Origin of the sequence: Bradyrhizobium canariense, assembly GCF_900105125.1 — a bacterium.
Classification (GTDB): Bacteria; Pseudomonadota; Alphaproteobacteria; order Rhizobiales; family Xanthobacteraceae; genus Bradyrhizobium; species Bradyrhizobium canariense_A.
Window position 1 is genome coordinate 1,061,252 of the sequence record NZ_LT629750.1, and the last position, 12,784, is coordinate 1,074,035.

General features: G+C 60.0%; 14 protein-coding genes. 9 read left to right on the forward strand and 5 right to left on the reverse strand.

What is annotated here, in order from left to right:
• Positions 1–17: 17 nt before the first annotated feature.
• From BLV09_RS05295 to BLV09_RS05320, 6 genes are all read left to right on the forward strand, one after another.
• Entirely contained in the window at positions 18–2,501 is a 2,484-nt protein-coding gene (locus BLV09_RS05295; RefSeq protein ID WP_146686544.1) for a TonB-dependent receptor, read from the forward strand.
• Between the two features lie 28 nt (positions 2,502–2,529).
• Positions 2,530–3,054: a copper chaperone PCu(A)C gene (locus BLV09_RS05300; protein WP_146686545.1), complete on the forward strand. Its 525-nt coding sequence runs from the start codon at positions 2,530–2,532 to the stop codon at positions 3,052–3,054.
• 8 nt (positions 3,055–3,062) lie between these two features.
• Positions 3,063–3,593 (forward strand): YcnI family copper-binding membrane protein, encoded by a 531-nt coding sequence (locus tag BLV09_RS05305; protein ID WP_146690994.1) that lies wholly within the window; start codon positions 3,063–3,065, stop codon positions 3,591–3,593.
• A gap of 14 nt (positions 3,594–3,607) precedes the next feature.
• Positions 3,608–5,182, forward strand: a complete 1,575-nt coding sequence (locus tag BLV09_RS05310) for a copper resistance CopC/CopD family protein (protein ID WP_146686546.1) — start codon at positions 3,608–3,610, stop codon at positions 5,180–5,182.
• 194 nt (positions 5,183–5,376) lie between these two features.
• On the forward strand, positions 5,377–6,696 hold the full coding sequence (gene proS / locus BLV09_RS05315; protein ID WP_146686547.1) for a proline--tRNA ligase: 1,320 nt from the start codon (positions 5,377–5,379) through the stop codon (positions 6,694–6,696).
• A gap of 163 nt (positions 6,697–6,859) precedes the next feature.
• Complete coding sequence (locus BLV09_RS05320; RefSeq protein ID WP_100382083.1) at positions 6,860–7,063, forward strand: hypothetical protein; 204 nt, start codon at positions 6,860–6,862, stop codon at positions 7,061–7,063.
• Between the two features lie 29 nt (positions 7,064–7,092).
• On the opposite strand, the gene BLV09_RS05325 is transcribed toward BLV09_RS05320, so the two are convergent.
• Positions 7,093–7,371, reverse strand: a complete 279-nt coding sequence (locus BLV09_RS05325; protein ID WP_174556527.1) for a hypothetical protein — start codon at positions 7,369–7,371, stop codon at positions 7,093–7,095.
• Between the two features lie 888 nt (positions 7,372–8,259).
• Here BLV09_RS05325 and BLV09_RS05335 point away from each other — a divergent pair.
• Together BLV09_RS05335 and BLV09_RS05340 are read left to right on the forward strand one after the other, a co-directional pair.
• Positions 8,260–9,540 (forward strand): lipoprotein-releasing ABC transporter permease subunit, encoded by a 1,281-nt coding sequence (locus BLV09_RS05335; RefSeq protein WP_146686548.1) that lies wholly within the window; start codon positions 8,260–8,262, stop codon positions 9,538–9,540.
• 7 nt (positions 9,541–9,547) lie between these two features.
• Complete coding sequence (locus tag BLV09_RS05340) at positions 9,548–10,246, forward strand: ABC transporter ATP-binding protein (protein ID WP_100382080.1); 699 nt, start codon at positions 9,548–9,550, stop codon at positions 10,244–10,246.
• Between the two features lie 12 nt (positions 10,247–10,258).
• On the opposite strand, the gene BLV09_RS05345 is transcribed toward BLV09_RS05340, so the two are convergent.
• From BLV09_RS05345 to BLV09_RS36985, 4 genes are all read right to left on the reverse strand, one after another.
• Positions 10,259–10,534, reverse strand: coding sequence for a DUF3551 domain-containing protein (locus BLV09_RS05345; RefSeq protein WP_100382079.1), 276 nt, complete (start codon positions 10,532–10,534; stop codon positions 10,259–10,261).
• A complete protein-coding gene (locus tag BLV09_RS05350; protein ID WP_100382078.1) occupies positions 10,534–10,800 on the reverse strand; it encodes a DUF3551 domain-containing protein in 267 nt (88 codons plus the stop codon). The genes BLV09_RS05345 and BLV09_RS05350 overlap by 1 nt, the downstream gene beginning before the upstream one ends.
• A gap of 133 nt (positions 10,801–10,933) precedes the next feature.
• On the reverse strand, positions 10,934–11,215 hold the full coding sequence (locus BLV09_RS05355) for a DUF3551 domain-containing protein (RefSeq protein ID WP_100382077.1): 282 nt from the start codon (positions 11,213–11,215) through the stop codon (positions 10,934–10,936).
• 431 nt (positions 11,216–11,646) lie between these two features.
• A complete protein-coding gene (locus tag BLV09_RS36985) occupies positions 11,647–11,886 on the reverse strand; it encodes a hypothetical protein (RefSeq protein WP_100382076.1) in 240 nt (79 codons plus the stop codon).
• 113 nt (positions 11,887–11,999) lie between these two features.
• On the opposite strand from BLV09_RS36985, the gene BLV09_RS05360 reads away from it, so the two are divergent.
• Complete coding sequence (locus tag BLV09_RS05360) at positions 12,000–12,302, forward strand: hypothetical protein (protein WP_100382075.1); 303 nt, start codon at positions 12,000–12,002, stop codon at positions 12,300–12,302.
• The last annotated feature ends 482 nt before the right edge of the window (positions 12,303–12,784 follow it).

The following is a 12,784-nucleotide window of genomic DNA, read 5'->3' on the forward strand; positions in this document are numbered from 1 at the left end:
AGCGTCAGGATTACCAGATGTTTCGTTACCGTGCCTTGAGTGGCGCAAGCACGTTTGTGCTTTGCAGCGCGCTCTCCGCAATTCCTTCGATGACAAAAGCTCAGACGGCAGATCAGACGCTGCCACCCGTAACCGTCGAAGCGCCGAGCCAGCGGCAAGCCATTCGTTCCGCGAAAAAGCCGGCCCAGCGCAGCAGCGCTGCGGCGGTGCGGCGTCGCAAGCCCGTGGCGACCGTGGCGACCAACCCGCCAGCCCCGCAGGGCGATGGCAGCGGCGTCACTGCGTCGCTGGCGACACCCCCGATCAAACAGAGATTTCAGCTTCCGCAGGAGTCCTACAGCATCACGGCCAAGCAGATTGACGAGACGATCAATCTCAAGGACCCGGAAGATGCCGTCAAATACTTCCCTGGCTTGTTCGTGCGCAAACGAAACGATGGTGACAATCAAGCAGTGCTGGCGACAAGGACCTGGGGACTCAATTCGAGCGCGCGGACCCTGATCTACTATGACAACCTGCTAATTTCAGCGCTCATCAACAACAACAATACGAACGGCTCGCCACACTGGAATTTGATTCCGACAGAAGGCATTGGTCGGATCGACTTCCTCGATGGGCCGTTTGCCGCCGCCTATCCGGGCAATTCGATCGGCGGGGTGCTGCTGATCACCTCAAAAATGCCGGACCATGCCTTTGCCACGGCAAAGGAAACGGTGTCGGTGATGCCGTGGAATCAGTATGGCACCAAGGACACATATGCGAGCAGTCTGACCAGCGCCGCCGCGGGTAATCGTGTCGGCAATCTGTCATGGTTGCTCAGCGTCAATTACCAGGACTCGTATCAACAGCCACTGACGTACACGACCAATGCAACGATCCCGGCTGGCACGACCGGGGCTTTCCCGGCATTGAACAAACAGGGCCTTCCCGCCGACGTTGTTGGAACAGGTGCTCTGGCGCACTCGTTGCAGACAAACGCGAATCTGCGACTGGCCTATGATATTACACCGTTGGTGCAAATGACCTATTCGCTTGGAATCTGGAACAATAACCAGACCTCCAATCCGCAGACCTACCTGACTTCGACAGCAACCGGTGCACCGACCTTCGCTGGGATTACCGGCTTCGCCAGCAACAAGTACATCTGGGACGAAACCCATCTCAGCAACGCGGTGGCGATCAGGAGCGACACCAAGGGCGTTTTTGACTTCGATGTTTCTGCATCCTCCTACAACTATCTGCAGGACACACAGCTCAATCCTTTCACCGTCGCCGCGACGGGAACGGGCTATTCGTTGAATGGTAAAATCACGCGGATGGATGGGACTAACTGGCAGAACGCCGATGCCAAGGGCATCTGGCGGCCATACGGCTATGACGGTCCGCAAGAAATCAGCTTCGGAACTCACGTCGATCGGTATGAACTTGAAAACCCCGTGTACGCGTCGTCGGTCTGGAACGCGACCTCGTCAACGGGCACTGGCCAGCTGTATTCCGATGGCGAGGGTGAGACGTGGACGAAGGCTGTATGGGTCCAGGACGCCTGGAAGATCGTGCCTAATCTGAAGCTAACGCTGGGCGGGCGGCTTGAATCCTGGGAAGCAATAAATGGGTACAACCTGAATACGACGACGAGTGCCGCGGGCGCCATTACCTCCACCGCCTCGATCAGTCAGCCGAACCTGCAGTCGACCAACTTCTCGCCAAAAGCGTCACTGTCCTACGACCCTAACAAAGATTGGAATATCACGGCCAACTTCGGAGAGGCCTACCGGTATCCCACGGTCGCGGAGCTTTACCAGAGCATATCGGTAGGTGGGCTAGCGACCTTCGCCAATCCCAATCTCACACCAGAGCAAGATCTCAACGGCGAGCTTAACATCGAGCGTCACTGGAACGACGGCCGCGTCCGCCTGACCCTCTTTGAAGAGAGAACCAACAACGCAATCATTTCTCAAACCAATCTTGCCACAAACCCGACCACGGGCGCTCAAGTACCGACGACGACGGTCGGCAACGTAGCCGCGATCCGGATGCAGGGTGTTGAACTATCGGCGGAAAAGGACAATGTGGTGATCAGCGGTCTGCAATTGTTCGGCAGCATGACGTATGTTGATTCACGCATCCTGTCAGATCCCACCTGGGCCGGGACCAATCCCTTAACGGGTTTACCGGACACCGTCGTCGGCAAGCGGGTTCCCTATGTCCCGGACTGGCGCGCGCGAGCCGGCGTGACCTACCGGCCAAACGAAAAATGGGCGTTCACGGTTGCCGCTCGCTACAGCGGCAAGCAATACTCGACGCTCGATAACACCGACATCATCTCGCATGTCTACGGCGCCTTCGACAACTACGTCGTTGCCGACATGAAGATACATTACAACGCGACGCAGAATTTCGCGTTCGATTTCGGCATCGATAACGTCTTCAACGAGCAGTACTTCTTGTTCCATCCGTTCCCCGGCAGGACTTACGTGCTCGCGGGAAAATATACCTTCTAGACCTGACCGATAACAAAAAGGACATCCCATGACTTCCATCGTACGAATGCTCGCCTCCACCTTCTTGCTCGCGACTTTGCTGACCGCGCCCGCGCGCGCCGAAGAGGTCAAGGCCGGCGATCTCGTGATCACCCAGGCCTGGAGCCGCGCTACACCGAACGGCGCAAAAATCGGCAGCGGCTATCTGACCATCGAGAACAAGGGCTCGACGCCGGATCGTCTCGTCGGCGTTTCGGCTGACATTGCGGGCAAGGTCGAGGTCCATGAAATGGCCACGAACAATGGCGTGATGACGATGCGTCCGCTCGACAAGGGCCTGACCATCGATCCCGGCAAGACCGTGAAGCTGGCGCCGGGCGGCAATCATTTGATGCTGTTCGATCTCAAGGCCCCGCTCAAGCAGGGCGACAAGCTGCCGGTCACGCTCAAGTTCGAAAAAGCGGGTGATGTAAAAGTCTCGCTCGATGTCCAGGGCATCGGCGCGCAAGGACCCGGCGGTGCGTCGGGCGGCGGCATGGATATGAAGAAGATGTCACCCGGGATGAAGATGTGAGGCCGATGATGTCGAACACCAACCATTTACGTTTTCTCGGCGCCGTCGCGGTCGTAACGCTCACGGCGTCATCGGCAACCGCCCATATCACGCTGGAAAATCGCCAGGCGACCATCGGCTCATCCTACAAGGCGGTATTCGTCGTGCCGCACGGCTGTTCCGGTTCGGCCACGACCAAGATCCGCGTGCAGATCCCCGAAGGGGTGATCGACGTGAAGCCGATGCCGAAGCCCGGCTGGAACGTCGAGGCGGTGAAGGGCAAATATGCCGCCGAATACGACTTTCACGGCGCCAAACTGACGGAGGGCGTCACGGAGGTGGTGTGGAGCGGCGGCAAGCTGCCGGACGATTTCTACGATGAATTCGTCCTCAGCACTTTCCTGACCGGCGCCCTGAAGCCAGACACCATGCTGTATTTCCCGACGGTGCAGGAATGCGAGCAGGGAACCAGCCGCTGGATCGATATTCCGGCTGATCCCGCCCACGCCCATGACAGCAAATGGCCGGCACCGGGCGTGAAACTGCTCGCAAAACCTTGAGGTTGGGCTCGACGATGCGCCTGATCGCCGGTCTCGCCACGCTGCTGTGGGTTCTCTGCTTTGCGACCGGCGCATTCGCGCACGCCTCGCTGGTCTCGGCGGAACCTAGTGACGGCAGCGTTGTGGCGGTGGCGCCGAAGGTGGTGCAATTACGCTTCAACGAGAGCGTGGCACCCGCCGTGATCAGCCTGATCGATGCCTCTGGTAAAACGCGCGACGACGTGACGGTGAGGGCGGTCGACGAATCCATCTTCATTACGCTGCCCGAGAATTTGCCGCGGGGGACTGAGGTCGTCAGCTATCGCGTGATCTCGCAAGACGGGCATCCCGTCGGCGGATCGCTGGTCTTTTCGATCGGCGAGGTCACGGGAGCACAGGCTGCGCCGACTGGCTCCAGCCTGGTCGCAGGCTTGATCTGGCTGGCACGGATCGGCGTCTATCTCGGGCTGTTCGCGGGTGTCGGCGGGGTGTTTTTTGTCCGTTGGATTGGCCGGGCGCGTGCCGCCTCGACCATCATCGTCGTTGCCCTCGCAATCGGTCTTGTCAGCGCGGTGGCATCGCTGGGGCTGCAGGGCCTCGACGCGCTGAATCTCAGGCTTGGCGACGCCTTGACGTTGGCCCCGTGGCAGGCCGCGCTCGCCACCAGTTTGGCGCCGTCGCTCGCGGTGGCCGTCGTGGCGATGGGTGCAGCCCTGATTGCCTTGCGAATGAGGTCGGCGGGCATGGCCCGCACGCTCGCGATGCTTGCGATGGCCGGCGTCGGTATTTCGCTGGCAGCGAGCGGACACGCCGCGACCGCGCCGCCGCAATGGCTGACCCGGCCGACCGTGTTTCTGCACGGCGTCGGCGTCGCGTTCTGGGTGGGGGCCTTCGCGCCGCTGGTGGCGATGACAGCACGGCCGAAGCAGGTCGTGCTGCCCATCTTGAACCGGTTCTCGCGCGCCGCCGTGCCGGTGGTGGGCGTACTGGTGCTGACCGGACTTACGCTCGCGATCATTCAGCTCGAGAGTTTCCGCGCCCTGATCGAGACCCCATACGGGCTGCTCCTGTCGATCAAGCTATCGCTCGTCATCGTGCTGTTGGGGCTGGCGGCCCTCAACCGTTTTCGTCTGACGCCGGCGCTCGCCGCGGCTCCATCAGCGACGCAACCGCTGGTTCGATCGATCCTGCTCGAATACCTCGTCGCGGCAGCAATTCTCGCAGCTGTCGCGGGCTGGCGCTTCACGCCACCTCCGCGTGCGCTGGCTGCGGCCCTTGAGGCTCCGCTCGCGATCCATATCCATACCGAGGATGCCATGTTTCAGGTTCTGGTCTCACCAGGCAAGGTCGGCACCGATAGCTTCGTGCTGCAACTGATGCAGGGCGACGCGAGCCCGCTTCCCGCCAAGGAAGCCACGCTCATCCTCAGCCTTCCCGAGCGCGGCATCGAGCCTTTCGAGCGTCCGGCGACGCTGGGAGATGATGGCTACTGGCATGTTCGCGATGTGCCGCTCCCTTATCCCGGCCGTTGGCACATGCGGATCGAGGCTCTGGTCACGGACTTCAAGAAGGTTGCGCTGGAAGATGAACTCGATGTGCCCCGACGTTAGAAAAACCTCCTAAGGCTTTATTCCGACAGCCGGTTTGCGACGCGCTCGTGCCTTAATCTCACCGTCAAGGTGACTGGCACGGGGCCGGAAATCCGCTGCGCCAGCGGCTTTTGCCACGGCCGCCCTTGTGTTTTCCCAACCGATCCGGTTTCACTGCTGGCCTCTCCCGTTTCCCCGATTCCTTGAGTGTACCCATGCGACTGTCGCGGTTTTTTCTGCCTATCCTTAAAGAGAATCCGAAGGAGGCCGAGATCGTGTCGCATCGCTTGATGCTGCGCGCGGGCATGATGCGGCAGGAGGCGGCGGGCATCTATGCCTGGCTGCCGCTGGGCTTTCGGGTCCTGAAGAAGATCGAGCAGATCGTGCGTGAGGAACAGGACCGCGCCGGTGCGCTGGAACTGTTGATGCCGACGCTGCAATTGGCCGATCTCTGGCGCGAAAGCGGCCGCTACGATGCGTACGGTCCGGAAATGCTGCGCATCGCCGACCGCCACAAGCGCGAATTGCTGTACGGGCCGACCAACGAGGAAATGATCACCGAGATTTTCCGCGCTTATGTGAAGTCCTACAAAAGCCTGCCGCTCAATCTCTATCACATCCAGTGGAAATTCCGCGACGAGCAGCGCCCGCGTTTCGGCGTGATGCGCGGACGCGAATTCCTGATGAAGGATGCCTATTCGTTCGATATCGACGAGGCAGCGGCGCGGCGATCCTACAACCGGATGTTCGTGGCGTACTTGCGTACCTTTGCGAGGATGGGATTGAAGGCGATCCCGATGCGTGCGGAAACCGGCCCGATCGGCGGCGATCTCAGCCATGAATTCATCGTGCTCGCGGAGACCGGCGAGTCCGCGGTCTACTGTGACAGTGATGTGCTCAACCTGCCGGTGCCCGGCGAGGACGTCGATTACGACGGCGATCTCACCCCGATTATCAAGCAGTGGACCTCGGTCTATGCCGCGACCGAAGACGTCCATGACGCGGATCGTTTCGACCGCGAAGTGCCGGCTGAGAAGAAGGTGCAGACCCGAGGCATCGAGGTCGGCCAGATCTTCTACTTCGGCACCAAATATTCCGACGCGATGAAAGCCATGGTCGCGGGCCCCGACGGTGTCGACGTCCCGATCCATGGCGGCTCCTACGGCGTCGGCGTGTCGCGCCTTGTCGGCGCCATCATCGAGGCCTGCCATGACGATGCCGGCATCAAATGGCCGGAAGCGGTCGCGCCGTTCAGGGTGGCGATCCTGAATCTCAAGCAGGGCGCGGAAGACACCGATGCGGCCTGTGAAAAGCTTTATCGCGAGTTGTCGGACAGGGGTGTCGACGTCCTGTACGACGACACCGACCAGCGCGCCGGCGCCAAATTCGCCGCTGCCGATCTGATCGGCATTCCCTGGCAGATTCTGGTCGGCCCGAAAGGTCTCGCCGAAGGCAAGGTCGAGCTCAAGCGGCGCAGCGACGGGTCGCGGGAGAATCTGAGCCCTGCGGACGTGCTGGCGCGGCTCGCCTCCTGATACTCTGTCGTTGGCGAGCGAAGATCTATCATGACGGCCACAATGTGCGCCCCGGTTTCGACGCTGTCGCTCTCGGAGCGGCAGCCATGTGTGAACCCATTCACATCCGCAATCCGCGACTTCGGGTTATCGTTGACGGCGACGTCGTAGAGCGGAGCGGACGATGGACAAGAGGATAAGCTTCTTCACGATATCGAGCGCGGTCTGCGTCGCTGCCTACGTGGCGATCCTGCTCGACTATATTGCCCGTGATGATCTCGGCTTTTCACGCTCGCAAATTCGCGGCGTGGCGGTGATCGCCGCCGTACTTATCGGATCGATCGTTGCAATAGGCTTTTTCGGCAAGAAGCTCGGCAAGGCGAAATAACAAAGGCAAAGTAATATCGGTAGACGCCGCTACGGGCTTCCTGGGGCTGCGGCCGTGACATCAGGCGGCGGGATTGCTTCCGAAGCCCCGTGATCATCCTCTGTCCATTCGATCACTTCAAAGATCATTCCACGCCTGAACATCTCGACTTCCAGATCGGCGACATGCCTTTTCCAGCTCGGCGTTTCGCGCACGCGAAACCGGGCTTGTTCGCCTAACCTGTTCAGTTCGTCATCAGCAGCCAGTGCCCCGCGAGCACCGAAATACATCATCGTCAGGCTGTGATTTGTGAACTCGTGATAATCCATCGGGAAATCACTTTTTAAAAATGACGCCGCACCAAAATAAGTTCCACGCTGGAACAGATGACGCCGATCATGCGCGGTGGCAAAGCGCTTTCGAATTTAACCCTACCGGTCAAGGTTACTTTCGGGCCGCCCGCGACGGGCGCGATCGCATCATCTATCGGAAAGAATGGCGGATAGAGGTGAAGTTCGATTGACACGTGCCAGTCGATACAACCTAATCGAATAGCCGGGTGTTGTTGGAGTCGGGGGCGGGATGATGTGGTCACGCGGTGTATGCGTCGTTGCGATGTGCTTGGGGCTGGCTCCGCAGGCCCAGGCGCGTGGGCAGTCGGGTCTCCTGCATCGTGCTTCCTGCACCCTGGTTCGGTTCTACGTCGCCAAATACTCGGCTCCGGCCGCCGAGGCATGGGCTCGCAGCCATGGGGCCACCGACGCTGAAATCCAGGCTGCTCGGCACTGTCTGAAAGATGCGCCGGAAACGACTCAGGCCGCGAGCTGGGCCGCGCCATAAAGTATTAAAGCGTGTAGCGCTCCGATCGCACAGCTTGCGCGCTCCTGCCGGGTGCGCGAAGCGTCAAGTTCACGAAGCTGCGAGAAGTCCGACGGATCGCGAACGATCAAGCCCGGCATGCGGACAAATCGCGATCAAGAAGGTCGTTGCGTACCGCCGGTGAAGAAGGCGCCCCAGAAGGCTCCGACGGAAGCTCCGGCGGGTGAAATAGCTCTTTGGTCTAACCGAATCGGATAGAAAGGCGGCGGCTCGATTTTCGCCGCCTTTTTCTGTTTTCCCCCTGAAAACGAGTTGGGAAGCCCTTTGGGAAACCTAAAGATTCCAGTGGGAAACGATTGAAGACACTCGTAAAGCCTAAATCGTATGAAAATCGAGCTATGGATGAAGCCATGAGCGAGCCAGTACGGACACCACCTTTCGCGCCATTCGAATGGCTGCTGTCGGGACGCTATTTGCGCGCGCGCCGCAAGGAAGGCTTCATCTCGGTCATCGCCGGCTTTTCCTTTTTGGGCATCATGCTCGGCGTCGCCACGTTGATTATCGTGATGGCGGTCATGAACGGCTTCCGCAAGGAGCTGCTGGACAAGATCCTCGGGCTCAACGGACATCTTCTGGTGCAGCCGCTGGAATCGCCGCTGACCGACTGGAAGGACGTCGCCGATCGCATCAGCCAGGTTCCGGGCATACGTCTCGCCGCACCCGTCGTGGATGGTCAGGGACTGGGATCATCGCCGTTCAATGCGGCCGGCGTCTTCATTCGCGGCATCCGTGCCGACGATCTCAATAATCTGACCTCAATCGCCAAGAACATCAAGCAAGGCACGCTGGAAGGATTCGACGACGGGCAGGGCGTCGCGATCGGCCGCAGGCTTGCCGACCAGCTGTCGCTGCACGCCGGAGACAGCATCACGCTGGTCTCGCCGAAAGGTGCTGTGACTGCGATGGGCACGACACCGCGGATCAAGCCGTACAAGATATCAGCGGTGTTCGAGATCGGCATGTCGGAATATGATTCAAGCTTCGTGTTCATGCCGCTGAGCGAGGCGCAGGCCTATTTCAATCGCAACAATGACGTGACCGCGATCGAGGTGTTCACCAACAACCCCGACAAGATCGCCGCTTTTCGAAAATCCGTCACCGAGGCGGCGGGACGGCCGATATTCCTGGTGGACTGGCGGCAACGCAACGCGACCTTCTTCAATGCGCTCCAGGTCGAGCGCAACGTGATGTTTCTGATCCTCACGATGATCGTTCTCGTCGCGGCGCTCAATATCGTCTCAGGCCTGATCATGCTGGTGAAGGATAAGGGCAGCGATATCGCGATCCTGCGCACCATGGGCGCCTCGCAGGGATCGATCATGCGGGTGTTCCTGATCACCGGTGCCTCGATCGGCGTGGTCGGCACGCTGACAGGCTTTCTGGTCGGCATGGTGGTCTGCCTGAATATCGAATCGATCCGGGAATTCCTGTCCTGGCTCACCAACACCGAACTGTTTTCGCCGGAGCTTTATTTTCTGTCCAAGCTGCCGGCCGAGATCGATTTCGGCGAGACCAGCGCCGTCGTGATCATGGCGCTGACGCTGTCCTTCCTGGCCACGCTTTATCCGTCGTGGCGTGCCGCGCGCCTCGATCCTGTCGAAGCGCTCCGGTACGAGTGAGGGGAAGATGGCGCAGGGGGCGGGGGATGTACCGGTCGTTTATCTCCACGATATAAAACGGCAGTACGTGCAAGGCGAGACGACACTGACCATCCTCGACGGCGCCAAGCTCGCGTTGTGGGCGGGACAGTCCGTTGCCCTGGTGGCGCCGTCGGGCTCGGGCAAATCGACGCTGCTGCATATTGCGGGCCTGCTCGAAAGCCCCGACGATGGCGAAGTCTATGTCGGGGGCACCGCGACATCAGGCTTATCCGATGTCGAGCGAACCCAGATCCGCCGCACCGATATCGGCTTTGTCTATCAATCGCATCGCCTGCTGCCGGAATTCACCGCGCTGGAAAACGTGATGCTGCCGCAGATGATCCGTGGCCTCAAGCGCTCCGAAACCGTCAAGCGCGCGACCGAAATTCTGGCCTATCTCGGCCTTGGCGATCGCATCAAGCACCGGCCGGCGGAGTTGTCAGGCGGCGAGCAGCAGCGTGTCGCGATTGCGCGCGCCGTTGCCAACGCACCGAAGGTTCTACTCGCCGATGAGCCGACCGGAAATCTCGATCCGCATACCGCCGATCACGTGTTCCGCGCGCTGATGCAGTTGGTCAAGGCGACCCAGGTGGGCATGCTGATCGCGACCCATAACATGGAACTGGCGGGCCGGATGGACCGGCGGGTGTCGCTTGAAGCCGGCCGGGTCATCGAACTCGACTAGCGGGCGCCAACGCTAATATGAGTGATGATGCCGGCGGTGGCGCCGCAGCGGCGGCACGCCCTCATAGGGATAGGGGTTGGCGAAATACGGATTGACGACGCATTGCGCCGCGCGACCTGAAGCTGTCGCAGCGCATTGCGGCAGTGACGTGTACCGGCACTCGTAATACGTGACCGGGCCATAGACATGCAGACAAACCGGATAATCCGGACTGTAGGTCTGGGCTCGTGCCGGCGCGTTCACCGAGGCCACGCCGATCACTAACATCGCCAGAACAGGAAGGCGCATCAATATCTCCGTCGCGACAGGTGGCTGCGATTGGGCTGCAGTTCGGCGTTGGCGCTGAAATAGGGATTAGCGGCGCAACTGGCGTCGCGGCCGGAGGCCGACGCCTGGCACTGCGCATAGCTTGAAAAGCTGCAATCGCCTAGGCCACTGCCACCGCCGAAATCGCAACCCTTGAGACAGAAAGGCGCTCCGCCGGCAGCGGCCGGCGCTATGTCGACGGTAAAAATGAAGCCGATCGCGATCAGGGCCGACAAAAACCAGCGCATTTGCGTCCTCCGTTGATGATTTTGACCGGTACATTCAGGACAACAGCCGAATGGCCTGCTTATTCCCGGTCAATTCACGCCCGCGCTGGGTTTACAAATTCGTTGCGCCGGAGTTCCCGGCGCCGTCGCGCGATCAGTAATAGCCGGGGGGCTGAACGCGATAACGGCCGTGATAGCCGCGCGGCTCGCCGACGGGGGCGCCCGGGTTATAGTAGGGGTTGGCGATACAATAGAGGTTACGTCCCGAGGCAGAGGCCTGACACTGTTCGTAGCTCGTATAGGTGCAATAGCTGAGACCCGGATATTCGTCGCCTTGAATACAAAACGGATAGCGGGTGCCGACGGCGGCAGCCGGTGCGGTGCCGAGTATCGCCAGCCCACTCGCGGCCAGCAAAGCCAGTACGACATTACGCATGAAAGTCTCCCTTCGGCCGTGGCCGGTTGTGCATTGATTCCTTCGAAAGCAACCCAAACCGGGTGGGCGGGTTCCCGTCAACTCACGTTCATGAATACCGGAGATGACCAGGCGTCTCGAGGTGGTCAGTCTGATTGTGGCGGACTTTCGGACTGGAAAAGGGATGAGCAGGAGGGCATACAGGGGAAATGCGAATACGACCTGCGATCCTCCTGTCAGTGCTCCTCCTGGCGGCCGCCATTCTGTTGGTTTTCCGCGACGAGCTTCACGCTCTCGCTCCACACCGCCTGAACAGGCTGGCCGAACCAGTGACGCAATGCGGCTTCTGGGGTTCCATGTCAGCCGGGATGTCTTGCCGATAACCGGGAAGCGCGGTTGGACGTGTCTGACTTTGGCGCGGTTGGAAAAAGGGTTGATGCGCTGGAAATTGATTACGGGGAGGTCGCGCGCTTGGCTCCTTGAGCAGGGTCAGTGAGATCAACCTTCCCGTTGGCGCGACTCAAATCCTCGGCGTCAATCCGCCGCTGAGCCTTCAGGAAATTAATTCTGATCCTGTCGAGGTCATGATCGACGCTGGCATCCCTTAACATGGTCCCAATGGACGTATGAGCGACGGCTGGCGGCGCGATGAGCGCGGCGGCAACAAGCGAGCAGATAACGGCTTTTCTCATTGCCGCAGGGTGGCCTCCAATTGAGGCCTAAATTCACTTCTGTCGCCGATGCGGCGTTATGCCCCGTCAACGATCAGCCAACCCATTACCGTCCGTTGGGTAGTGGGTCAGTTGTGGCAGAGTTCCGGGTGGAAAAGGGGCGGCTCCGGGCGCATATTCAGCAAATGGAACACATCAACAAATGCACATCGGTTTTGCGCCCGCTGATGACGGAGGGTGACACTAACGGCGTGCCGTTGGCAGAAACCGCCCTTAATGAAATGGTGGCAGTGACTCCTGCGCCAGAACAAAGGGCCGCGCTGGAGCACGTGCAATCTGTCGTACAGGCGCATCGTGATGAGGCCTCCGGCATCCAGCTCCGTCTTGCCGACGCCATAAACAATTACATTGAGAAGCTGATGAGGAGCCTGGAATAACTCCTCAAACGCCCTAGCGACCTCAACCAGCTCGCCAAGTCGATTATCGATATTGCGGCAGGGGAGAAGCCTGACCGACGTCGCTTTGGCGTTCACCAGTGATCTGGCAAGCGGGCTGGCATCCGCTGATTACGAAAACAACGCACCAGCGCACGAGAGCTAAAGCCGTAAAGATCCTCGCATTAACCAAGCCTTTTATTTCAGGGTCAGTTTTCAAACTGACCCACTACCGACGCTTGGGTAGTGGGTCAGTTTGAATATGGCAGAGCTTGAGACTGGAAAACCGCCGACCAACGGGGCATATTTGTCGAATGACGACAAAGACTCCCAAGCGGCCCCGCGACCCCAATCAGTTGGGGAAATTGATCGTGGATATAGCCACTCGGCAGGCCACGGAGCCAACCCGTGCGTCGGATACCCCGGCAGTGGAGTTCGCCCGCAGCGGCGGCCTGAAGGGCGGAAAGGCACGAGCGGAAGCGCTG

Bases quoted from the DNA above. Each gene is read 5' to 3' on its own strand.
- proS (WP_146686547.1), top strand. From the start codon at position 5,377: ATGCGACTGTCGCGGTTTTTTCTGCCTATCCTTAAAGAGAATCCGAAG.
- BLV09_RS05335 (WP_146686548.1), top strand. From the start codon at position 8,260: ATGGATGAAGCCATGAGCGAGCCAGTACGGACACCACCTTTCGCGCCA.
- BLV09_RS36985 (WP_100382076.1), bottom strand. From the start codon at position 11,886: ATGAGAAAAGCCGTTATCTGCTCGCTTGTTGCCGCCGCGCTCATCGCG.
- BLV09_RS05295 (WP_146686544.1), top strand. From the start codon at position 18: ATGTTTCGTTACCGTGCCTTGAGTGGCGCAAGCACGTTTGTGCTTTGC.
- BLV09_RS05305 (WP_146690994.1), top strand. From the start codon at position 3,063: ATGTCGAACACCAACCATTTACGTTTTCTCGGCGCCGTCGCGGTCGTA.
- BLV09_RS05325 (WP_174556527.1), bottom strand. From the start codon at position 7,371: ATGGATTATCACGAGTTCACAAATCACAGCCTGACGATGATGTATTTC.
- BLV09_RS05340 (WP_100382080.1), top strand. From the start codon at position 9,548: ATGGCGCAGGGGGCGGGGGATGTACCGGTCGTTTATCTCCACGATATA.
- BLV09_RS05350 (WP_100382078.1), bottom strand. From the start codon at position 10,800: ATGCGCTGGTTTTTGTCGGCCCTGATCGCGATCGGCTTCATTTTTACC.
- BLV09_RS05320 (WP_100382083.1), top strand. From the start codon at position 6,860: ATGGACAAGAGGATAAGCTTCTTCACGATATCGAGCGCGGTCTGCGTC.
- BLV09_RS05310 (WP_146686546.1), top strand. From the start codon at position 3,608: ATGCGCCTGATCGCCGGTCTCGCCACGCTGCTGTGGGTTCTCTGCTTT.
- BLV09_RS05355 (WP_100382077.1), bottom strand. From the start codon at position 11,215: ATGCGTAATGTCGTACTGGCTTTGCTGGCCGCGAGTGGGCTGGCGATA.
- BLV09_RS05345 (WP_100382079.1), bottom strand. From the start codon at position 10,534: ATGCGCCTTCCTGTTCTGGCGATGTTAGTGATCGGCGTGGCCTCGGTG.
- BLV09_RS05300 (WP_146686545.1), top strand. From the start codon at position 2,530: ATGACTTCCATCGTACGAATGCTCGCCTCCACCTTCTTGCTCGCGACT.